Origin of the sequence: Pseudomonas sp. S5F11, from assembly GCF_019641515.1 — a bacterium.
GTDB lineage: Bacteria > Pseudomonadota > Gammaproteobacteria > Pseudomonadales > Pseudomonadaceae > Aquipseudomonas > Aquipseudomonas rhodesiae.
In genome coordinates this window covers 2,280,350-2,299,636 of sequence record NZ_JAIFJZ010000001.1, presented here as the reverse complement: position 1 = coordinate 2,299,636, position 19,287 = coordinate 2,280,350, and the positions used below count along the sequence as shown (strand labels likewise).

The following is a 19,287-nucleotide window of genomic DNA, read 5'->3' as shown; positions in this document are numbered from 1 at the left end:
ACAGCTCCTTGGCTCGCACGGATGGTGTTTGGAGTCGTCGCTGTGATTGCGATAGCGGCAGTTTTCATAGTTCGCTCAAGCTAGAATCTAAAAATATCTGCGTCCGAGATTGATATGGGGTATTACGGGTGACCGGCATGGAGCCGGACGGCTACGGCGTCTTCGAACTTGATCAGCAGGCTGCGGGTATCGTTGGTGCAGCCGTCTTCTTTGACGCAGTACGTGGCTGGGGTGTGCTCGTAGATCCGCGTGATCACGCCTTGTTTTACCCTGGTGCCAATAGGCAGCGGCGGTTCGGGCTTGAACTCTTCAGCCCACGCTTTAACCGCCAGGCCCTCGGCCCGATCTACGAGATAGTCGACCTCGTCCAGCGCATCCATATCATCACGCGTGGTGTCCCAGGACGCGTACTTATCGAGTTCCTTTGCCAGCTCAAAACCGTCCATGTGGCGACGGTAGTGCTTGGCGATGGTTTCGGCATCGCCGTTGATCTTCTCAGCAACAAGGGTGCAAGCCGCAAGGATCATTACTTTGTCGGCCTTCGGGCGCGGGGGAATGTTGCTCATGGATTGTCTCCAGTCAGGCGCCGCCCTCCGGTTACCGGATGCAGCGAGTAGGGTGGGTTATTCGGGTTCGATGATCTCGTCGCCGGGGTCTTTCTGGATGGCGAGCAGGCTTTTATTGCGAAATTCCCGCGCCACGTTTTCGGATATCTTGAATTCGTGGCGCGGCGGTTCGAGTAGCGCTTTGGACTTCGAGCCAAGGTCATGAAGACGATGAATCATCAGCGTCATTGCCTCTCCCTGCTCAGTAATGCCTGACCACTCCATCAGGTCGGCCAGCGCCTGTCGGGTGCCGGGGCGAACGCTGAGCCTCAATTCCTCTTCGGCATTCGCCACGCGCTTCCTGGCGGTTTTGGCCGAGCGTTCCTGCGGTGTTTTCGCCATGGCCTACCTCCTCTATTCCGCTGGCCGGCAGTGCGAGCCAGGTTTGACGTTTGCGTTGCTGGGTGCGGGCTATGCGGCGCATGAATCGACCTTCACCTGGCGCCAAGCACCGACCGCTTCGAAGATTCGCGCGGCGTGTTCCTCGTCCAGCGACAGAGTGTCGGGGATGGCGATCCAGCCGGAGGCCACCATCTGGCTTTGGTTGGCCTCGGCGCGCAGCTTCATGTAGCAATGCTCGATCACGTCTTCCAGGTGGTCGGACAGGTAAACCCCGTCCGGTGCCAGTTCCACCGACTTGCTGTAGCGGTCGCCGCGAGCGTCAATGCACATTGCGCTCATGTAGATCGTCCAGCGGTGAGGGATGCCGCACACGGCCTGGCCGATCTTCCCCGGCGCAATGTTCTTGAGTGACTTGTAATTGATCATGCCCTGGCGGCCGCTGGGATCAATGTTCACCACCGCGACATGGTTGGATGTCAGGAGTGACCGGCACGACCGGGCGATGCGCGCCTGCAGGTTGTGAGGCTTACGCTTGCTCATAATGCCTCCGCCAATTTGCGCAGCGCGTTACGCTCAGCCCTGGTGATGGCTGGCTTTCGGCGCTTGAGGATGGTTTCGGGATCAATCTTCGCGGATCGCTTGGGAGGGATCGGATTGCCCGCCAGGCTTGGCACCTGGGCGACGTTCCCGCCGGCAGCCAGGAACTGCGCGGTGCGTTCCGATATTGAGTCGGCGTGCTGGCGGTGCTGCTCTACCAGGCTTAGGTGGTTGCTGACGTAGGTCATGCTGCTTTGCTCCTCATCCGCTCCCGCATTTCCTTCTCAAGGTCGGCCAGCTCTTCCAGAAATGCCGTGATTTCGGATTCCATCTCGCGGGCTCGCTTGAAGTCGAACTCGTACCGGAAGCAAACGTACTGAAGCTCTTCAGGCAAGCGGTCGTCGTAGCTCACGAAGTCGGCCCACTTGCGGCCGGTGCAAGCCATCTGGGCCAGCATCTGCCATTCGTACTGAGGGTCATGCTTGCCTGACTGCATCGTCGCGATGTGGGTTGCGGTGTTCGGGCACTTGATTTCAAGAACGCCATCATCACCTGCAAGCCCATCTGGTGATGCACCGAAGCCCTGGATCTTGGGGTGCATGACAAGCCCGGTCTCTTCCACCATCAGACCCTTATCAGCCTCGTAGGCCATGCAGGCGAACGGCTCAAGCTCGACGCCGCGCTGTACTGCAGCGTTGCGCGAAAGGTCGCTACCGCCTTGCTGTCCGGTCAGGCGCTCACAGAGCAGCTCCATCATGTAATTTTTGCGAGTGGCAGAAGGTGCGCCGCCGCGCCCGCTGGCCATCACATCCTTGACGCGGCTGGCCGTGACGTTGCCCAGCCTTGCCGCAAACCATTCAGCGCTACGCTGTTCCATCTAACACCTCCTCAGCTTCACCTTCGATTGGCTCGGCTGCTGCTTTCAGGGTTTCGCTGCGCTTGGTCACTTCCGCCTTAAAGCGGGCGTGACCAGCAGCATCTTTGGCTTGCTTCATCGCGGCCGTGCCGTTGTGGTAAACCTCGGCGAGTGACTCCAGACTTCCGGCGCGCATAGCCAAATCAATCCAGTCGTTCACCATCTCAGGGTCGGTTGGAGCCGAGCCTTGAATCGATGCGAGGCCTTCGCCGCCATCGGTGTTCAGGTGATGGATGGCCTGCTCAAGTCGCTCCGTCTTCGGCCAATACTTGTAGCCGCGCTTCACCACGGTTTTCTTTGCCATTTCACCCGGGTCGGTAACCCATGGGCAGGATGACTTCTTGCTGATCCATGCTTTCCAAGCGCTTGAACGGTCACGGATCGCGTTCACGTCGTCGATGCTCATCGTCTCGGTGAGGTAGTCGCCGTCTGCCGTCTTGACCACCACATAAACGCCGACAGCCTCGCCACGATCCTTTGCGAACGGGTTGTATGAGTGGGTCGGCGGCTTGTCGAAGCCGTTGAGAGCGAAGGAGTCAGCCGTATAAACCAGCTCGGCCTGGGCCCAGCGAATTGCGCCAGTGGCCATGGCCAGGTCCATCAGACCGATATAGCTGATGTCCAAGCAGATCTTGCCGTCCCGAGGAACCAGATAGGCCTGCTTCTTCGCAGGGTTCAAGCTGATACCGATGGCGGCGATGTTCGTGATTGCGTTGACCACTGACTGCCGGTTCTGTACGGCGATCTTGGTGGCGTACTCGCTGGAGGTGATCACCTGAATGGCGAATTCAGCCTCGCGCTCGAAGTTCAGCGAGCGGTCGGTCAGGACGTTGGCGAACTGATTGCGCGCACCGTAGATGTCCTGAGTGATTGTTGCGACGGCTTGGCTCATGGCGACCTCAGTAGGAAATGGATACGGCTGGAATCTTGCGCTGGGCAATCAACTTAACGGCCTGCTTGGCGCACTCTTCTGGCATGCCGCCAGCAATAAAGGCGTCCAGGGCTGCACGGTTGATTGCGCGGCGATGCGCTTCATCAGCTTCGCGGGCCTGGGCCTGCTCCAGTTCGAACGCTACGGCTGCGGCCTGGCGTGCCAGTTCGTTCTGGCGTGCTTGCTCGACTGCCTGCTCCTGGCGCTGCGCTGCGGCGGCACGATCTTGCTCGGCGCGCTGTTCGGCGGCCAGACGGCTTGACTCGGCCTGCGCCGCTGCTGCACGGGCCTGCTCGGCCTGTAGTTCAAGTCGCATGCGCTGGCGCTCGGCGGCGGCCTCGGCATCCAGTACGGCTTGAGCGGCGGCGCGCTGTGCGGCGGCGGCCTGATCAAGTAGATCCTGTTCTCGGCGGGCGGCGGCCAAGCGCTCAGTCTCAGCACGCTCAGCTGCTTCACGGCGGGCCTGATCAGCGGCGGCCTGGGCGATAGCAGCGTCACGGTCTCGCTGGGCCTGGGCTTCTGCTTCGGCGCGCAACCGGACGAGTTCGGCCTGCTCGGCTTCGTGCTGGGTGCGCTCGGCATGTATTGCGCGCAATAGTGAGAGGGTGCGGTCTTTCGCCTGGGCTGCTTCTGGCAGGAACTCTTCCCAGGAGTCGCCAAGCTCGATGGCTTCCAGCTGGACAATCACTTGCGCCACTGCAGCTGCAGTCGGCGTGGCGCCAAACACTTCCATGTCCTTGATGGCCTGGATGTTGTCGACGTGCCGGTCCTTGCGGACCTGCTCGGCATTTTCCCAGTCGGTCAGGGGCTGGCGGGTTGCATCGCGCAGGCTGTCCATCTTGGTGACGAACTCGCGTAGCTCGGCCTCGACGACCTTTGGCATTTCCTTGAGGCGCTTGAGGTAGTCGCGACCAGGCTTCTCGACAGCAGCCTTGGACTTGCTCACCGTTGCTGCCAAGGAGGCGATGCGAGCGCGACCTTTCACAGTGGTCAGATCGGGCACCTCTCCGGTGACTTCTGCTTTCACCGCTTCGAAGAACTGGCCCAGGCCGCCGGCCACGTAGATGGCCGGAGCATTGTCGGCGCTGATGTCGTCGATGGTGATTACTTGCTGTTGTGCGGACACGGTGACTCCCTGCCGCGATGCTCGCAGCGATTAGAGGTGTTGTTTATTGAGTGATCAGGCCACCGATAGCGGGGCCCAGTAGAACGATGGTGAGGAAGGTCAGGCCAACGATGGCCGACAGAGGGCGGATGGCGCGGCGCCGGTGCCGCTGGTGGGTGGTCATGAACTCAACCGCTCGGCTTTTTCGCACTGGGCGGCCAACCTCAGCAGGTTTCGCGTGGTCGGCCTGAAGCCTTCTGTATTGGGGAACATCGCGTGCTTGTGGTCGTGCGGGTATGCGTCGAATGGACCATGCCAAGGCCAAATATGCAGCCAGGACGCCCAAACTGTGTAGGCCTCGTCGCTGTCCCCGGTGTACGAGTCGTACCCGCCGCCGACGCTCGGACAATGCCGAACATTCGAGTTTTCATCATAAGCCAGCTCCGAATGATCGTCGTCGATCCAGGCGCGTCCGTATAAGTGCGGATACAGCTGTACAAGGCGTTTGCTGAGCTTCTTTTCAATGCGCGGGTTCATGGCCGAACCCTCACCGCAATCCGCCCACCCTTCATGGTTGGCGCCAGGCGCTGTGGCAGATCCCGTACCAGGTCTTCACGCTTGCGGCCGATCAGCTCGTTGAAGGGGAGGCCGAAGCCGAGGATGGCAATGCGGCGCTCGATGTCGTCGAGATTCTCTTCTGCGAGCGATTTAACCGGCGCGGTAGTCATGCTGCGGCCCTCTTGAGTTCTGCATTACGCTCGACGAACTTGGCGTCCAACGCATCGCGGTAACGGTTTGCGGTAGGGGAGTCGACCAGATCGGCGAACTCGGCCATTTCGATCATGCCCATGACAAAGGTGCGGTCCGGTACCGGGGTGCATGACTTCTTCATCTTGGCGATTTCCAGGCACAGGCGGGCGAGGGTGGTAGGGGTATTCATAGTTCTTCGTCCTCGGCCTGGGCGGCCAGTGCATCGTCTGCGAGGGGCCTTAGTAGAGCCTCTGCAATTTCGCCAAGCTTGCCGAAGTGGTGGTCACTGGGGCCGAGTAGCTCGGCTATGGCGTTCTTGTCGGGATTGTCGTCAGTGGTGACCAGAAGCCAGCCCAGGGCCGGTGAGGTTACCTCGCAGTTCGCCAGCCGGTTGTTCACGTGCTCATCCAGCGCCAAGGCAAGCTGGGACACCCGCACGCCCTGTGGTTGGCACATACGGCGCTGGAACTTGACATCCATACGGAACCGCACCAACTGCTCGGTGGCGTTGTAAAGCCACTCCTTGCGGGCAATCTCCACCGCCGACTCGCTCACTGGTGGAGGCAACTGGGCGTCGTACATCGCCTGACAAATCTTCAATGCTGCGTTCATGGCTTGATCCTCGCGTTCTGCGCTCGGTAGCGGCGCATATACGCACCGGTCAGGCGCCGCATCAGTACGGCGTTGCGTTCTTCTTCGTGATACCAGCAGGTCAGCCACTCGCCGCCAATTGAACCGCCGTAATCCATGTACTCGCAGTCGCAGCGGGTTTTGAGCAGTGCCCGGGCCTCGGCAGCACAAGCCGACCTGAGCGTGAGATAACGCCGACCGCCGCCCTTGTAGACGACAGCCTGCGAGGTAGTGACGGCCATGGCGACCTCCAGTGTTTGGGGTTAGGCGGAACGAGCGGACTATTCGTGCTGGCCGGTCCACGGGTTGAAGCGGTAGGCGCCGTCCTCAGAAACAGCGGGGCGAACCCCGTTTTCATCGGCGCCGTCGCTCCCTCCTTGGTCGTCACACTCGATGCAGTTATCGCCTCGCTTTTCGTCCACATGGATGACCCGATTGCAGGTCAGGCAGTGGCCATAATCGGGCGGATCTGGCGGTTGGAAGTTCATGTCTCGCTCCTTTGGTTCACCTGTATTCGTCAACACTCATTCCTCCCGCTGGTTGCCGATGGGCGCGGGGGAGGAGTGCTGACGTAATAGAGGCGGGGAAGGGAGGACAGGTCATCCAACTTCGTTGAAGCGGCGCTTTTATTGCTGGACAGTTGAGTGAGCTGATAGGCTAAAAACAGCCATGTGCGAGAATCGCACCGCCAAATAGCGAGACTTTGAATGTTCAGATTTTTTCTAACCACTATTTTTGCCTTTGTTTTTCTCGGCGTAATCTCTGGTTGCTCCTCCACTGCCGAACAAGAAAAGACACTGAGCGCCGGGCTCGTGGCGCATTTGAATAAATTCAAGAATTACCCGATCGCCTCGCAATTGGCCGGGATTGAAGGGACAAACCAACTGCGCTTTACGATAGATGGCGACGGAAATGTCGTTTCTTATGAGCTGGTACAAAGTTCAGGAAATGTGGACTTGGACGCGGCCACTCTAGAGTTAATCCGTCGCGCCCAGCCACTGCCAAAACCACCAGCCGACTTAATGAAAGACGGCCCAATTACGATCACCGCCCCGCTTATCTACTCCCTAGACGGGAATATCTAAGTAAGACTTGCAATCGGCGGCCGTCATTCGATGTCCGTCTTCGCACTCAACAACGCGCACGCCACTGGTGAATCCACGCTCAGCGTTGAGCCTGTTTGCCTCGCTGATACAGGCGGCCAGGCTCTTATCGGCAAATACCTGAAGTTCGCCGCGCAGAGTGATGTGGATGACTTTGTTCATGGTCATGCTCCGGGTTGTTTTCCCAATGCCCACCGCTCTGGATGGGCATCAGTGAAAAGGTCCGTCAGCCTTCGCAGCCCATTTGGTAGTTGCTTGCATGCTCGGCGCTGCAAAACGACAACTCTCGAGTGCGAAGCACCTGCCGATTGGTGTATGGGTCGCGGGTGCGGTCGTGAATGTTGCGGCGCACCACCTTTTCGGCTGGCTTACCGCAGTACGTGCACTTCGTTTGCGTTGCTGCTGCATCGGTCATCGTCTTGCCCTCCATTGGATTTCCAATGCCGCCTCATAGAAGCGGCATCAGGAATATGCGGTCATGCTGGTTTGAAGTTGCGCAGGAAGTCGGCCTGCTTACTGCTACCGAAGATTGCTCGACCCTCGATCTGGTACTCAAGGATTCCGAATGGCTTTCGCTCCAGCACCACGACGACTCGGCCTTTGCTGCCAACCCATCGGCTGTTGATGGCTACTGCCGGCGATCTGCTCATGCTGGATTCCAGTCCAAATAATCAACACGCTGGAGCGATTGGTCGGCTTCGGTCGCAGGCTGGTGCTCATGACCATCCCGAACGCACTCTGTTGTTACGGAGTTGCGTTCTCCTGCGTCTTTGCAAGTGACGACGTAGGCTTCGTGGCTCGACTTCACCTTCACATCGAATTGATTGCTCATCGCTTTATTCTCCGTTTGATTTTCCGGATGACCCTGTCGCCAAGGTCATCGAGGAAATCTGTTGTCTCCACCACGCGCATCGCCGGATTCATATCTCTGGCCAGGTCACACATTTCGTGTCCGGTGTTCTTCCTGGCTGGCTTGCGTGGTTTCGCGTACTCACATCTGGTGAGCACGGCCAGTTCCAGAGCTGGCGTGGAGATCGAATTTATTGTTCGCGCTGTGCCCGTTGCCGGGGATCGATCTGCGAAGGTCTTGAACTGTTAAAGAGCGGCGAGCTGTGAGGCCCTTCGCAGTCCCTCGTAAGTCGCTGCGATGGGTTAAATATGAACTACAGGTTCACATTCAGTCAAGTACCAAAAGTACATAATTTTCTGGTTCACTTTCGAAGGAAGGAAAAACGGCGGACGAAATGGGATTTACGTTGAACCAACGGTTCGCTATGCTCGCGCCATAACTGTACGCATATACAGTATTTAATCGAGAGATGATTCCATGGCGAAGAAGCAGGCGGCATCGGTAGCGAGGCAGGAGATGAACGGGATGGAGCGCCTTGGGCTGAGGGTTTCGTCGATGATCAATCACCCGGTCGCGCAGGCGCAGCGCTGGGTGACTATTCACCGCCTGGACACGGATGGAGACCGCGAGTGGGAGGAGGTGCTGAGCGTAATCGCCGATACGGACGAACTGGAGCTGACGCTCAATGACGACGGCAGTGTGACGGTGAGGTGGGAACAACAGGACGTCGAGGTAGCGGAGAGGGGAGATGTCGCGTTCGAGCTGGAAGAGGAGGCGGCGCCTTTCTGACTGACAAGAAAAAGCCCGCGCTTGGCGGGCTCACTAAAAAATGGTTGGTCAGTCTGTAATCGGTGGGTACTTGCCGCTCACCGAGTCTCTGTAGACGATCTCGCTGAACAACCTGGGGCCATCACGCATAGTGACCAGGGCCTGTTTTGCCTCTTCTTTCGTTTCAAATGGGCCGGCACCCACTGCCAGACCGATCATTGGAACAACCGGAAGTCCGGTGCTGGCAATTGCCTCAATGGTTCGCTGCTGTTCTTCTTCGTCACGGCAGGCAGTTGATGCAACCCATCCATTTTTAGGGCGCGGGGCTGCTACTGGCTCAATATCGGCGCCGCAGTGCTTGCACTTGACCGCAGCATTCTTGATGCTCTCGGCACACATAGGGCAGGAGCGAGTATCTTTCTCTACCTGGGTGGCAGTACGGGAGCCTTTGCCGCCCAGCAAAACCATGAGCAGGCCGGCGAGCGCGATCATGCCGCCGACAATCGTATGGATCTGCCGGTCGGCCATCAGCCCCATGTTGTTCACTCGGCCGCCGGCACCGGTTGCCACGGATACATCCATGCTCAGCGCGAAGACCAGCCAGCATATCCCGACGATCAGTGCGAACGTTCCAAATCCCTTCATTTGTTCCCTCCTTAATTGAGCCCGCACTTTACCATTCGTGGCGAACAGCTACTATTAGAGCTGCCGCGGCTAGAAAGACGAAGCTTGGCTAACCCAATAAAAAATACTCGGCGTGTCGTTATGAGCAAAGACAGTAAAGTAATTGCGCTGGCCACTTGGCACCGCATGCTCGAAGAACCAAAGCTCTACATCGACCCCGAAGAGCTTTACGATCTGCTCCTCCAGATGGCTGATTCTTTAGAGCAAGCAGGCATCATCAGCCCTGCCGAGTGGCGTCACCTTGTTCGTGACGCGTCCATAATTTTGGTGGGGGAAGGTAGCGAGAATGACGTGGGCCCTTAAACACCCTAGTGGCTCGCTCATCCGTCGTTACCGCCGTAGAGCTCGATCCTTTGTCGCAAATCGGGAAGCAAACAAAAAAGCTCGCATATGCGAGCTAAGGTCGAGCACGGAGGGGGACTTGCAGCTCGACTATTTGATCGTAGACCAAGTTAGAAAGCGGTCAAGGAAGGGCGGAGACAACAAGTCGGGCTCGAATTACTCGCTCGCCAGCGGCAACGCCAAGGCCTGATATAGCGCTAAACACCAACCGACTCCGGTCCAGCCAGCTAGCAGATTCAGCTTGAAGATCGATAAGCGAGTTTGACTGGTATGGCCCATTGCGCATATTGATGGGTAGAAATACAGAGCTGTAGCGCTTGAGAAGAACAGAATGTTGGCAAACAGCGCGACCTCGTTGTCGCCGCTAGTACCTAAATAGCTGAATTCGCAGAGTGGGATCAGGATACCCAGCATAAAGACTTTCACTTAGGCATCCCCTGCGTATAAATGCGATAAGACCGTTATGCGGCATAATGACATCAATGTACATAGAAGCAGGTTGATAGTTAACCGAGGAAAAACTATCCGATCGTCATCTAGAAACAAGAAGCGCTGCTCTACGCCGGGATATCCATTGAGTCAGGTCAGTGAGTATCCGGGGAAGGGCAACGATTTGGTCTCCAGTAGAAGGAATGGAGAGCATGGCCGCTATCCTGAATATGCCAGGTGAAAAGGATGTCGCAAAAGCAGAAAGCCCGCACGGGGCGGGCGCTTTGTAACAACTAGGGCGCCGATTATTCAGCGTGGCTAAGCCAATATCTTGCCGTTCATGGCGTAATGCCACCATTTGTCGGCAATTACGAGATCATTCCGAACGTCCCCGGCAACCTGATACATACTGAGTCATCTCATCATCAGGGGCCCTCAATGAGAGAGGCGCAGCGAAGACTGGCTATGACAGCCTGGCGAGACCTGTTTGCACTTGCTGGAAGTCAAATGGACGCAGAGGTTAAGTATTTTGGCTTGTTGCGGCGGGCTGACGCCATGGAGCTTGCCGAGCTCATCACCAGCGACGAATGGGTAAGACTTGTAAGGGAGGCGGGAACATTGCTTGCCAGCACCTCCGAGTGTATGGGCGGACCTGGGTAGGGCAGATACAAGAAGGCCGGCGCCGTGGACGGCTGGGAAGTGGCTGTCAGAGGGAAGTTGCGATCGCCCTGGCCAGTTGCGTGTCTGACATCAGCGGCGGTGCGCTGGTCGAGCGGTAGTACCTGGAGGCTTGCTCAAACTGGGCACCGCGGATCTCGCCATCCGAACCAATGAACGCCAGAGCGTCGGTCTTCGCCGATTTGAAAATCTTAGGCGGCTCGGTTGTGAGAGATGTGGTCGCGCCAATTAAAATAGTTGGCGCGGAGATTGTGAGAAATATCGCGGCAGCGATAGGGTTGGCGCCATCACCTGATACGGCCTGCGTGCTGACCGATGCCAGCAGTGCGATCGCTAGAGTCTTCCATGAGTCCATTCTTCTTTGCTTCCATTGCATCAAGAGGGCGCCACAATAGCAGAGCAGAGCGTTCGCCAGATACAAGAAGCCCGGCGCAGGGCCGGGCTCGATGATGGCTGCTTATGCTGCTACCGCCAGGGTAACAGCTCTCACAAGTACCAGGATCTTCACATGGCGGCCTTCAGAAGGACTTTGCATTCGGCGTCGTATTTTTCACGCAGCTTGGCAGTGCTAGCTGGCGTCATCCGCCCTGGTGTCTCTTTGTGCAATTCCACCATTTTTTGCGCAACTTCTTCCTGAGCCTCCGGGGTATAGCCAGCATGCACCAATAGTACATAGGAGGCTCTTGAGGACTGACTGCGGCTTATGTCTGGCTGGTCACCAGCTACTGAAAGCACTTCGTAGTAGGCCGCGCAGTGGAGGTCTCTCTCTTTTTGGGTTTCTGCTTGGGCGGTGAAGGAAATGCAGGTGAATAGGGCGCAGAAGGCCAATGGCATCAAGGATAGGCGCATAAAAACGAGTCCATTCGAGAGGAGGGCACAGATTTTATCATCTCAAGGTGGAGAAACAAGAAGCCCGGCGCTTGGCCGGGCTTTACCTAAGCTATTTCAGCCGAGGCTGGAATGCCTTCCTTAATTAGACTCACCATGCTTGCTCGATCTTCTTCTGAACTGATCACGCGAACCTCTGGAAACGCACTCAATTCTATTGAAACTTCTTTATAAGCCTTAAAAAGCTTCGGCTTTCCAGCGATAGGAGGGCCCGCGACAAACAAGGTATCAGGTGGTAGCTGGCCCTTTGCGCTTAGGCGTCGCACTCGTGATATCCATGCATCCCCGTGTTCATAAATTTTTCCGGATTCTTCGTGACCAAGGTGCAATGGTTTGATTGCCTGCACAGGCTTACCGCCCTGGATCAGTACGAATGGAAATTTCACTGGGTAGTCAGCTGAGCCCAGCTTTCGATCCACGTAGTGCTGCTTCAGATTAACGTCAGCCAACAGCCTGCCTAACTGTTTCTCTAGAGCTGCTTCTTGATATTCCTTTGTTGCAAAGCTGTGCTTCACATAGTGGTCAAATAGAGCCTTTAGTGCCTGGTCTGAATTTGCCGCAACTATTGATCCAGGCTCACTGAAGCGCATCATCGTTTCCCGCGGATGCACCAGGTGGCTGAATGTCGCAGAGAGGGCTTGGCGATCAGATCTATGGCTCGTGAAAAAGCCGCTGAGCCTAGCAAGCTCAGCATTTACTTCTTTTCGTGCCCTGATAAAAATCTTGGCATCAAGACTTGGGAAAAATGTTGTTACGCGCTGGCGTTTGGTCTCTACGACGAAACGAAAATCACCGTTATTGGCCAACAACACTATCCCGATGTTTACAAACTCACCCGTCTCTGGGTAAGGGAGAAACCTCAAAATTGAATAATTACATATGATTCTCATAGGGCCCCCCAGAATCGCTCTTCCTTGAACATCTGCAGAATTTCTAGCCGGCTTGCTAGCGTTGGCTCTGTCAGGTCGATGAGGTCTGCATCCCTATAAAGCCAGTCTTCGGTCAAAAAGGTGGTGATCGTATCCCAGTTCGACAGCGCCTTGCTGAGGATATCAGTGTATTCCTGACGAACGAGGTAGTCCCTAAAATCTTTACGGCACTCGCAGAATACGTGCTCTTCTAGAAATTCCTCCTGATTGAATGACTTATGAAATGCCATGTTGTGATCGATGACGGCTAGCTCGCCACGGCTGTCCAATAGAAGGTTCACGTTCCCACCCATTGGACCGAGAATCCTGTCACCATTTTGTACCCACCAATCAAAAAGTAGAACCTTCCTCATCAGGTCTCGAGGGGTGGATTTCAGATGGGCAATGTTGAAATCTACGGCGCTTTCGACCGCTTGCGATGCGAAGGCTAATCCCCCCTCCAGATCGGAGACGTTTGGAACCACGCTGAAGTCGATCAGGTCTTGAGGTACGACCATCTTTTTCCATGGAGGAATAGGCAACCCGAGAATTTTGCCCAATTCTGCGCTGAGTAACTCCGATATCAGTGCCGGACCGCCAGATTTGGAAAGCCCTTTTACAAAGTAGGTTTCACCATCGTCAGCACGAACAATGAAAGGCTTTATGGATATTCCCTGATGGCTTTGTCGAACAATTTCGACAGCTGTTACTAGGTCCGACATAGCCGCACTATCCCTGAGCTAAATTTAAATGCGTAACCTTCTTAGTCGTACGGCCCGGTTACGTTCTGATTATGCTTCCCGCATTCACCTCATCCGCTGCCATAAAAGTGATTCAGCGCTATCAGCTCAACCACCGCCACGATGGTGCAGAGCACAACGAAGCCAGGGCTGAAGACTCGCTTGCGGCCGGATGAACCCCAGCTAAGACCAGCTGCGTCGGAGTATCCGGGGATCATCATAAGCAGCGCCAGCCAGGCAATGACCCCCACCTTGCTCCAGAAGCTTTGCTCTCGCCATGCAGTCATTTGCGCTGTTCCGCAGTCCGAATTATCCGGCAGTCCTTCACCTCATCCGCATAACCCGCCAGTCGATCCTCATCAGCATGAAACACGGTGCACATCTTCAGCACGGCCTGGGCGTCCGCCTCGCTCCCTGCAAGGCTCAGCCGCTCCGCAATCCTCATCAGCTCTACGGCTGACCACTTGAGGTCGGAGGCGACGCCTTGCAAGTCGCGCTTAAGGTCTTGGTTTGGTTTGTCGAGGGTCATAATGCGTCCTTACAGATCTATGGCTCGAAGGCGCTCAATGGCGTCTCTGAGCTTTACGGACTGCTCCAGGGCTGCTTCGCCGAGATCGATAAGGCCTGCATTCATTAATTCCACTGCCTGACTGGCCAGCGTTTCGGCGATAGCTTCAAGGTTCGCCGAGTAAGCTTCAATCTCAGATTTTGCAGTCTGCGTCATAGCCATGTTCTCCGCATTTATCTGTGCGATTATTTACCTAGCGACTGACGCGCGTTATATGCGCCGTCTTTACCTCATCCGCATACCCATCCATCAGCTCCTCGACCTCCTGGAACCTCATAGCGATCGCTATCAGTTCGCGAGCGTCATCTTCCTGGCCGGCATCAGAAAGCTTTACAGCAGCCTGCTTCAGGTCGACGCCCGACCACTTGAGCAGGGCCGCAGCATCTTTCAGGTCGCGACGCAGCTGCTGGTTGGGTTTAGTGAGGGCCATGTCGTCACACCGGTTGTCCGTTCCACACGTAAAGCACCCGAGCCAGAATGTGAGTGTCGTCCACTCGGATATCCTCGGCGGCGTGGTGCTTGTTGTCCGAAATCATCTTGAAGCGGTCCTTGCCTTTCTTCTGCAGGCGCTTCACGTACAGCATGTCGTCGTGGGAGAAGAGGTAGATGCCGTCGCCGGTGAACTCCCGGATCGTGATATCTACCAGCAGCGGATCCCGGTCCTTGATCGTGGGGGCCATCGACTGACCCCACCCGGTGATCATCTTGAGGTGGAAGTGCTCTTTGAAGGTGACGCCTAGGTCGCGCAGGTGCTTGGGGCTGACCCTGATATCCTGGAGCATTTCCGGGTATTCGTGCGGGATCTGCCCGCCGCCCATGGCTGCGCGAACGTCGTAGTGAGCGATCCACACCTCGTCACCGACCTGGCCGGGGCGGGAGAAGTCGACGGTGATGACGTTGCTCGCCGGCTCATTTGCCGCTGACGCAATGCGCTGGCGTACTTCTTTTGGCAAACCCTTTCCGTGCTTTTCAAGCATGTCACGCACTAGATCGGCGGCAGACAGCCTATCTGCGCTCGCTGGGTCTTTGGTCATGTGTAAGCTGGAGTGTCCCGGCTCATCACCTGCCCCATGCTGTAGCCACTCGATTTTCACGTCGAGCGCCTCAGCTATAGCCTGCATTTTGGCAGGACCTGGAATGCTCTCACCGTTCAGCCATTTGCTGGCTGCTTTCGGGGTGACCTTGGCTATTTCAGACAGCCGAGCGCCCGCGCCCCATTGATCGATGCCTTTTGCGGCAACGGATTTTTTGAGGCGAGAGGCAAACGCTGCGCGTATCTCTTCGATTTGAACCATAGGTTCAATATCGCATGGCCTTGCATGTACTTTCAGTTCCGACATAATATGTACTGCAAGTTCATATTTCGCTTGGTGGCCACATGAGCCCGCTTAAGAAATCAATTGATGATGCCGGCGGCGTTCCGGTGGTTGCCCTGGCATGCGGCAAGACGCCTCGGGCCGTTTACAAGTGGCTTACCGCCGACTGCCTGCCCCGCACCGAATACACCGGAGAGACACGGTACGCAGAAAGAATCGCGGCCCTAGCTTCTGCTAACGGCAAGCCATTCGAACCTTCTTGGCTTCTTTCCGAGGCCCATCCGAAGAAGACCGCCGCCTGACATCCCTGTCCGCCGTTCCATTGAGCAAATGATCGCCTCTGCACCCGCAGGGCGCCACGTAAAGAAATTCGAGGTTTTAGGTATGCAGGATTTTCTGAGGGCTTGCGACACCTCTGTCGAAGAGGCGAACACCAAGAATCTCGCGACACTGATGAGCATGCCGCCGGTGAGCTTGCTCCAGCGCGCCAACGCGAACTACGACGGCGCTTGGTTCAACGTGAAGCACCTGTACTCCTTGCTGCTGCATACCGAGGACATGCGGCCACTGGCTGCGCTGGCTGGCGAGTTCGGCTATTCGATCGTGAAGACTGCCCAGCCTAAGGCTATCGACATTCATGACGCACTGGGGCGCGCAACCCTGGAGTTTGCAGAAGTCACCGTCGAGACACATGCGGCGATGGCTGATGGTCGAGTAGACCAGGTCGATCGCGCCCGGATTCTTCGCGAGATCGATCATGCCGAGAGCGCCCTGGCGCAATTGAAAGCCTCGGTGAAGGTGGCCTGATGTTTCGCCCGCACCCTGCGCGTCATATCAATCAGGGTCTCGATGAGGCCTTGGAAAAACTCGCTGACTCAGTGCCGGTGGAGGCGGGCACCCGTGAGTTTCATCAATTCGCAGCAGAGAAGGCTGCGTTTCTGGTTCGGCTTTCCTACAGCGAGCCAGCCAAGAAAAAAGCCCGCAACGACTGCATGAGTCATTTGCGGGCTTCTTTGTCTCGTTCGGCTGCAACCGAAGCGAGCATTTCAAATATCAGGACGCATTAAGTATGAGCAATGTCATCCCACTTCGCAATACCGGGGGATTTACCCGGATGGACAACGACCTGTACGAAGCCTTGATAGGTGCCGACCTTTCAGGACGTGAGCTGCGTGTCGCCCTGGCGATCCACAGGCTCACCAGCGGTTACAACAAGGAAGCGGTGAAGGTAGCGGCCCTCTACATTTCTAAAATGATGTACAGCGACGAGGAGAAGGCCGTGTCGGAGCGTGCAAACGTATCCCGAGCAATCAACTCCCTGATCCGTCAGCGGGTTCTGTTTCGTGATGGCGGGAGTCGTGATCCGATCACTTTTCTACCCGTAACCGAATGGAAAATAGACCCTAAATCCACCGTGTCGAAAACTACACACTGTGTAGAAAGCGCACCTTCCACCGTGTCGAAAATTACACACATAAAAGACAGAAATACAAATCTAACTGCTAACGCAGTTGTCGCCGCTGACGCTTCGACCGGCGAGGATTTGGAATCTGAGCCGGAACAGCAGGGCGCGCCAGAACCTGATCAACCTCCTGCAGCCAAGGTTGATCGAATCCCGTACGGCCGAATCGCTGAGATCTACAACACCGTCTGCGGCGAGAAGCTGCCGAAGTGCCTGAAGCTCTCGACCAAACGCAAGAACCTGATCAAGGGCTGCTGGAACCTGGAGATCAACGGCGTTCATCCCTTCCGCAAGGGTGAGTTCTGGACCGCGTACTTCACCGATTGCCTGAACAACAAGCACTGGATCGGTGAGAACGACCGGGGCTGGACTGCCGATATTGAGTTTCTGACCCGCCAGGACAAGGTCCTGAAAGTGTTGGAGGCCCTATGATTACTGATCGCCCACTGGTTGCGATGGAAGCTGAATACGGCGTTGTCGGCTCCCTGTTCATCAAACCCGATCTGATTGAATCAATCGGCGCCATGGTCAGCCCGACCGACTTCTACGACCAAGACGTTGCCGAGATTTACACGCTTATCCTTGCCGCCCGTTCCGCCGGCCGGCCAGCAGACCCTGTTTCGATTGCCGACATTCGCCACGAACTGTCCAGCGGCGAACTGACCATGATCCGGGCCTCCGAGATCTACAACGGCGTGCCAAGCGCCGCGAATGGCCTGGAGTACGCCCGTATCGTGGTGGAGCGTTCCAAGGCCCGGAAGGTCGCGGAGATCGGTCAGGCCATCATCGACATGGCGAGCCACGCACGGCCATTGGCCGGGATCATCGCAGACGCTCAAGAGGCCGTTTTGGCCCTGAACAGCGAAGACGACGAACCGGACGTGATCAGCCTGCGTGAAGCGCTCGGCCCGGTCGTTGACGAAATGGACGCTCGCTTCAATGGCGAGGGCATCAACGGCCACGCAACAGGCCTGAAGGATCTGGATGAACTGGTCCAAGGCCTGCGCGGCTCACACGTCATCATCATCGCTGGGCGTCCGGGCACTGGTAAAACCACGCTGGGCCTGGGTATCGCCGAAAACCTGACCATCCGCGAAAGCAAGTCAGCGCTGGTGTTCTCGCTCGAAATGTCTGCCAAGGAGCTTTCCAAACGCAGCCTGGCGTCTTCTTCGGCGGTAACACTTGGCAGCATCGACACCGGCCAGGCCATGGGCAACGACGAATCGATTACTCGAATCACCGGCGCTGTGAGCCGCATGCACTCTGCCGATCTGCGCATCTGCCAGAAGGGCGGCCTGCCGCTGAGCCGCATCCGCAACATCGCCCGTTTTCAGCACCGCGCCAAGCCGCTGGACCTGATTGTCATCGACTACATCGGCCTGATCGCGCCAGAGGCTAGCTCTCGCCAGCAGAACCGGAACCTGGAGCTGGGCGCCATCAGTCGAGGCATCAAGGCGATGGCCAAGGAACTGGACATCCCGATTATCGTCCTGGCCCAGCTCAACCGCAGCATCGAAACGCGCTCGACCAAGAAGCCACAAATGTCCGACCTGCGCGACTCCGGCGAGATCGAGCAGGACGCCGACATCATCATGATTGCCCACCGTGACGCCGATTCTGACCTCGGGCGCAGCGGCGTGACCGAGATCGACGTGGTGAAGCACCGGCATGCATCGGTCGGGCACTGCCTGCTCCAGCACCAGGGCGAGTTCGCACGGTTCGTCAGCTACGCAGGGCAGCGCGAGCAGCAGCAAGAAGCCGCCGCGCCAGCGCCCCGCAAGTCCTCCAAATCCCTTTTGAACGACTTCAATCCACGGGGTGGCTTCTGATGAATGAATCCAGACAGCAGCAGATCCTCGCCGGGCAATCCTCGATCGCTCAGAAGGTTTTCACCCTGGTTCCCATCCAGGCGGCCTGGAGCAATCACGAAATCCACGGCGCCGCCCTCACAGCCAAGGCTACTAGCGCATCGCCTTATGCCATCCGCCGCGCCCTCGGCGAACTCAAGGAAGCGGGCCTCATCCGTGAGCCGATAGGTGGCAAGTTTCAGCGTGACGCAGCGACCCCCAAAACAATCAAGGAGCAAGCCGTGACCCAGGTAGCCAAACAAGCCGTTGTTTCGATCAAGAAGTCCGAAGGCCCCCTGGATGTTATGGCCAGCCTTTCCGGCGAAGTCGTGAGCCTGGCTGATGATTTCAGCAAGCGCATGAAGGCGCTCGCCAGTCGCATCGAAGAGGTGGCGCTGTCCGTGGAGGCTGAGCGCGAAACCAACGCAGCGGCCGTGGGCAAGCTGAAACAGTTGCAGGAACTGCTGAAGGGGATCTCGCAATGACGAGCCCGGTAAAGAAACTCACCCCTGCCTCCGAGGACCTTGTTCGTCTGCGCGATGAGATCGCTATGCAGGCAATGAACGCGATGATCATCGCCGGCGGCTGGGGTTACACCGACAGCGACGGGAAGCGCCACAACTGGACATCGATGCCGGAGTATTCGGTCGCCGCCTATCGCTTCGCCGACGAGATGCTGGCTGCACGGGAGCGCAAGTGATGAAGCGAGCAAACCCAGCACAGCTACGCCAATCCCTTGAGATGGCGAACACCATGGTCAAGCACGGCATCCGTTTCGTGTGCATGCCGGTGGTGGATGAGGCGGACATGGTCAATCTCGCCAGTCAGGCCGCTGAGCGCTTTGGGCGCATGGCATTGATCGCAGAAGCGGCGGAGCAACGGACATGA

Annotated in this window: 38 protein-coding genes and 1 pseudogene; 11 read left to right on the top strand and 28 right to left on the bottom strand. The window is 57.1% G+C overall.

Features of this window, described 5'->3' with window-relative positions:
* Positions 1-122: 122 nt before the first annotated feature.
* From K1567_RS10445 to K1567_RS10385, 13 genes are all read right to left on the bottom strand, one after another.
* Complete coding sequence (locus K1567_RS10445) at positions 123-566, bottom strand: hypothetical protein (RefSeq protein WP_034097461.1); 444 nt, start codon at positions 564-566, stop codon at positions 123-125.
* 57 nt (positions 567-623) lie between these two features.
* On the bottom strand, positions 624-947 hold the full coding sequence (locus K1567_RS10440; protein ID WP_220698469.1) for a hypothetical protein: 324 nt from the start codon (positions 945-947) through the stop codon (positions 624-626).
* A gap of 69 nt (positions 948-1,016) precedes the next feature.
* Entirely contained in the window at positions 1,017-1,487 is a 471-nt protein-coding gene (locus K1567_RS10435) for a hypothetical protein (protein WP_169956888.1), read from the bottom strand.
* Positions 1,484-1,732, bottom strand: a complete 249-nt coding sequence (locus K1567_RS10430; RefSeq protein ID WP_083377807.1) for a hypothetical protein — start codon at positions 1,730-1,732, stop codon at positions 1,484-1,486. Before K1567_RS10430 ends, K1567_RS10435 begins: the two co-directional genes overlap by 4 nt.
* A complete protein-coding gene (locus K1567_RS10425; protein ID WP_083377808.1) occupies positions 1,729-2,361 on the bottom strand; it encodes a lambda exonuclease family protein in 633 nt (210 codons plus the stop codon). Before K1567_RS10425 ends, K1567_RS10430 begins: the two co-directional genes overlap by 4 nt.
* Entirely contained in the window at positions 2,348-3,292 is a 945-nt protein-coding gene (locus tag K1567_RS10420; protein ID WP_060773040.1) for a recombinase RecT, read from the bottom strand. The genes K1567_RS10425 and K1567_RS10420 overlap by 14 nt, the downstream gene beginning before the upstream one ends.
* A gap of 7 nt (positions 3,293-3,299) precedes the next feature.
* Entirely contained in the window at positions 3,300-4,457 is a 1,158-nt protein-coding gene (locus K1567_RS10415; RefSeq protein WP_220698468.1) for a hypothetical protein, read from the bottom strand.
* Between the two features lie 159 nt (positions 4,458-4,616).
* Positions 4,617-4,973, bottom strand: coding sequence for a hypothetical protein (locus K1567_RS10410; RefSeq protein WP_220698467.1), 357 nt, complete (start codon positions 4,971-4,973; stop codon positions 4,617-4,619).
* Positions 4,970-5,164, bottom strand: a complete 195-nt coding sequence (locus K1567_RS10405; protein WP_220698466.1) for a hypothetical protein — start codon at positions 5,162-5,164, stop codon at positions 4,970-4,972. Before K1567_RS10405 ends, K1567_RS10410 begins: the two co-directional genes overlap by 4 nt.
* Positions 5,161-5,376, bottom strand: a complete 216-nt coding sequence (locus K1567_RS10400; protein WP_220698465.1) for a hypothetical protein — start codon at positions 5,374-5,376, stop codon at positions 5,161-5,163. The genes K1567_RS10405 and K1567_RS10400 overlap by 4 nt, the downstream gene beginning before the upstream one ends.
* Positions 5,373-5,798, bottom strand: coding sequence for a hypothetical protein (locus tag K1567_RS10395; protein WP_220698464.1), 426 nt, complete (start codon positions 5,796-5,798; stop codon positions 5,373-5,375). The genes K1567_RS10400 and K1567_RS10395 overlap by 4 nt, the downstream gene beginning before the upstream one ends.
* A complete protein-coding gene (locus K1567_RS10390) occupies positions 5,795-6,058 on the bottom strand; it encodes a hypothetical protein (protein ID WP_169877736.1) in 264 nt (87 codons plus the stop codon). The genes K1567_RS10395 and K1567_RS10390 overlap by 4 nt, the downstream gene beginning before the upstream one ends.
* A gap of 39 nt (positions 6,059-6,097) precedes the next feature.
* The gene (locus tag K1567_RS10385) at positions 6,098-6,304 is read right to left on the bottom strand and encodes a hypothetical protein (RefSeq protein ID WP_172312996.1); all 207 of its coding nucleotides are present in this window, start codon (positions 6,302-6,304) and stop codon (positions 6,098-6,100) included.
* A 321-nt stretch (positions 6,305-6,625) separates the two neighbouring features.
* On the opposite strand from K1567_RS10385, the pseudogene K1567_RS10380 reads away from it, so the two are divergent.
* A pseudogene (locus K1567_RS10380) lies at positions 6,626-6,901 on the top strand (energy transducer TonB); the annotation flags it as partial.
* On the opposite strand, the gene K1567_RS10375 reads toward K1567_RS10380, so the two are convergent.
* From K1567_RS10375 to K1567_RS10360, 4 genes are all read right to left on the bottom strand, one after another.
* Positions 6,884-7,081 (bottom strand): hypothetical protein, encoded by a 198-nt coding sequence (locus K1567_RS10375; protein ID WP_034097480.1) that lies wholly within the window; start codon positions 7,079-7,081, stop codon positions 6,884-6,886. The pseudogene K1567_RS10380 and the gene K1567_RS10375 sit on opposite strands and share 18 nt — an antisense overlap.
* 64 nt (positions 7,082-7,145) lie before the next feature.
* Positions 7,146-7,334: a hypothetical protein gene (locus tag K1567_RS10370; RefSeq protein ID WP_003212725.1), complete on the bottom strand. Its 189-nt coding sequence runs from the start codon at positions 7,332-7,334 to the stop codon at positions 7,146-7,148.
* A gap of 61 nt (positions 7,335-7,395) precedes the next feature.
* The gene (locus tag K1567_RS10365; protein ID WP_185833429.1) at positions 7,396-7,569 is read right to left on the bottom strand and encodes a hypothetical protein; all 174 of its coding nucleotides are present in this window, start codon (positions 7,567-7,569) and stop codon (positions 7,396-7,398) included.
* On the bottom strand, positions 7,566-7,751 hold the full coding sequence (locus K1567_RS10360; RefSeq protein WP_126589644.1) for a hypothetical protein: 186 nt from the start codon (positions 7,749-7,751) through the stop codon (positions 7,566-7,568). The genes K1567_RS10365 and K1567_RS10360 overlap by 4 nt, the downstream gene beginning before the upstream one ends.
* Before the next feature lie 495 nt (positions 7,752-8,246).
* Here K1567_RS10360 and K1567_RS10355 point away from each other — a divergent pair, with 495 nt between their 5' ends.
* Positions 8,247-8,558, top strand: a complete 312-nt coding sequence (locus tag K1567_RS10355; RefSeq protein ID WP_034097487.1) for a DUF1654 domain-containing protein — start codon at positions 8,247-8,249, stop codon at positions 8,556-8,558.
* Positions 8,559-8,606: 48 nt separating this feature from the next.
* Here K1567_RS10355 and K1567_RS27525 read toward each other — a convergent pair whose 3' ends face one another.
* The gene (locus K1567_RS27525) at positions 8,607-9,182 is read right to left on the bottom strand and encodes a hypothetical protein (RefSeq protein ID WP_259444993.1); all 576 of its coding nucleotides are present in this window, start codon (positions 9,180-9,182) and stop codon (positions 8,607-8,609) included.
* A 120-nt stretch (positions 9,183-9,302) separates the two neighbouring features.
* Here K1567_RS27525 and K1567_RS10345 point away from each other — a divergent pair, with 120 nt between their 5' ends.
* The gene (locus K1567_RS10345) at positions 9,303-9,524 is read left to right on the top strand and encodes a hypothetical protein (protein WP_034097488.1); all 222 of its coding nucleotides are present in this window, start codon (positions 9,303-9,305) and stop codon (positions 9,522-9,524) included.
* Positions 9,525-9,719: 195 nt separating this feature from the next.
* Here the strand turns inward: K1567_RS10345 and K1567_RS10340 are convergent, their stop codons facing one another.
* The 10 genes from K1567_RS10340 to K1567_RS10295 all read right to left on the bottom strand — a co-directional run bounded on the left by K1567_RS10340 (position 9,720) and on the right by K1567_RS10295 (position 15,114).
* Positions 9,720-9,989, bottom strand: coding sequence for a superinfection immunity protein (locus K1567_RS10340; RefSeq protein WP_310794497.1), 270 nt, complete (start codon positions 9,987-9,989; stop codon positions 9,720-9,722).
* Positions 9,990-10,698: 709 nt separating this feature from the next.
* Complete coding sequence (locus tag K1567_RS10335; RefSeq protein WP_220699032.1) at positions 10,699-11,025, bottom strand: DUF2388 domain-containing protein; 327 nt, start codon at positions 11,023-11,025, stop codon at positions 10,699-10,701.
* Between the two features lie 149 nt (positions 11,026-11,174).
* Positions 11,175-11,519 carry a hypothetical protein gene (locus K1567_RS10330; RefSeq protein WP_220698463.1) on the bottom strand — a complete coding sequence of 115 codons (345 nt, stop codon included), beginning with the start codon at positions 11,517-11,519 and terminating at the stop codon, positions 11,175-11,177.
* 86 nt (positions 11,520-11,605) lie between these two features.
* Positions 11,606-12,448, bottom strand: coding sequence for a DUF3037 domain-containing protein (locus tag K1567_RS10325; RefSeq protein ID WP_220698462.1), 843 nt, complete (start codon positions 12,446-12,448; stop codon positions 11,606-11,608).
* On the bottom strand, positions 12,445-13,188 hold the full coding sequence (locus K1567_RS10320; protein WP_220698461.1) for a HipA family kinase: 744 nt from the start codon (positions 13,186-13,188) through the stop codon (positions 12,445-12,447). Before K1567_RS10320 ends, K1567_RS10325 begins: the two co-directional genes overlap by 4 nt.
* Positions 13,189-13,277: 89 nt before the next feature.
* On the bottom strand, positions 13,278-13,493 hold the full coding sequence (locus tag K1567_RS10315) for a hypothetical protein (RefSeq protein ID WP_220698460.1): 216 nt from the start codon (positions 13,491-13,493) through the stop codon (positions 13,278-13,280).
* Positions 13,490-13,735 carry a hypothetical protein gene (locus K1567_RS10310; RefSeq protein WP_220698459.1) on the bottom strand — a complete coding sequence of 82 codons (246 nt, stop codon included), beginning with the start codon at positions 13,733-13,735 and terminating at the stop codon, positions 13,490-13,492. Before K1567_RS10310 ends, K1567_RS10315 begins: the two co-directional genes overlap by 4 nt.
* Before the next feature lie 9 nt (positions 13,736-13,744).
* Positions 13,745-13,930, bottom strand: coding sequence for a hypothetical protein (locus K1567_RS10305; protein WP_124356191.1), 186 nt, complete (start codon positions 13,928-13,930; stop codon positions 13,745-13,747).
* Positions 13,931-13,967: 37 nt separating this feature from the next.
* On the bottom strand, positions 13,968-14,204 hold the full coding sequence (locus K1567_RS10300) for a hypothetical protein (protein WP_220698458.1): 237 nt from the start codon (positions 14,202-14,204) through the stop codon (positions 13,968-13,970).
* Positions 14,205-14,208: 4 nt separating this feature from the next.
* Positions 14,209-15,114 (bottom strand): XRE family transcriptional regulator, encoded by a 906-nt coding sequence (locus K1567_RS10295; protein WP_405045965.1) that lies wholly within the window; start codon positions 15,112-15,114, stop codon positions 14,209-14,211.
* Positions 15,115-15,152: 38 nt separating this feature from the next.
* Between K1567_RS10295 and K1567_RS10290 the strand changes: the two genes are divergently transcribed.
* From K1567_RS10290 to K1567_RS10255, 8 genes are all read left to right on the top strand, one after another.
* The gene (locus K1567_RS10290) at positions 15,153-15,392 is read left to right on the top strand and encodes a hypothetical protein (protein ID WP_010211449.1); all 240 of its coding nucleotides are present in this window, start codon (positions 15,153-15,155) and stop codon (positions 15,390-15,392) included.
* Between the two features lie 82 nt (positions 15,393-15,474).
* Positions 15,475-15,897 carry a phage regulatory CII family protein gene (locus K1567_RS10285; RefSeq protein WP_034099777.1) on the top strand — a complete coding sequence of 141 codons (423 nt, stop codon included), beginning with the start codon at positions 15,475-15,477 and terminating at the stop codon, positions 15,895-15,897.
* Positions 15,897-16,157, top strand: a complete 261-nt coding sequence (locus K1567_RS10280) for a hypothetical protein (RefSeq protein ID WP_220698457.1) — start codon at positions 15,897-15,899, stop codon at positions 16,155-16,157. The genes K1567_RS10285 and K1567_RS10280 overlap by 1 nt, the downstream gene beginning before the upstream one ends.
* Before the next feature lie 2 nt (positions 16,158-16,159).
* Positions 16,160-16,984: a replication protein gene (locus K1567_RS10275; protein ID WP_220698456.1), complete on the top strand. Its 825-nt coding sequence runs from the start codon at positions 16,160-16,162 to the stop codon at positions 16,982-16,984.
* On the top strand, positions 16,981-18,381 hold the full coding sequence (locus tag K1567_RS10270; protein ID WP_220698455.1) for a DnaB-like helicase C-terminal domain-containing protein: 1,401 nt from the start codon (positions 16,981-16,983) through the stop codon (positions 18,379-18,381). The genes K1567_RS10275 and K1567_RS10270 overlap by 4 nt, the downstream gene beginning before the upstream one ends.
* Positions 18,381-18,884, top strand: a complete 504-nt coding sequence (locus K1567_RS10265) for a hypothetical protein (RefSeq protein ID WP_220698454.1) — start codon at positions 18,381-18,383, stop codon at positions 18,882-18,884. The genes K1567_RS10270 and K1567_RS10265 overlap by 1 nt, the downstream gene beginning before the upstream one ends.
* A complete protein-coding gene (locus tag K1567_RS10260; RefSeq protein WP_220698453.1) occupies positions 18,881-19,099 on the top strand; it encodes a hypothetical protein in 219 nt (72 codons plus the stop codon). The genes K1567_RS10265 and K1567_RS10260 overlap by 4 nt, the downstream gene beginning before the upstream one ends.
* Entirely contained in the window at positions 19,099-19,287 is a 189-nt protein-coding gene (locus K1567_RS10255) for a DUF1382 family protein (RefSeq protein ID WP_220698452.1), read from the top strand. The genes K1567_RS10260 and K1567_RS10255 overlap by 1 nt, the downstream gene beginning before the upstream one ends.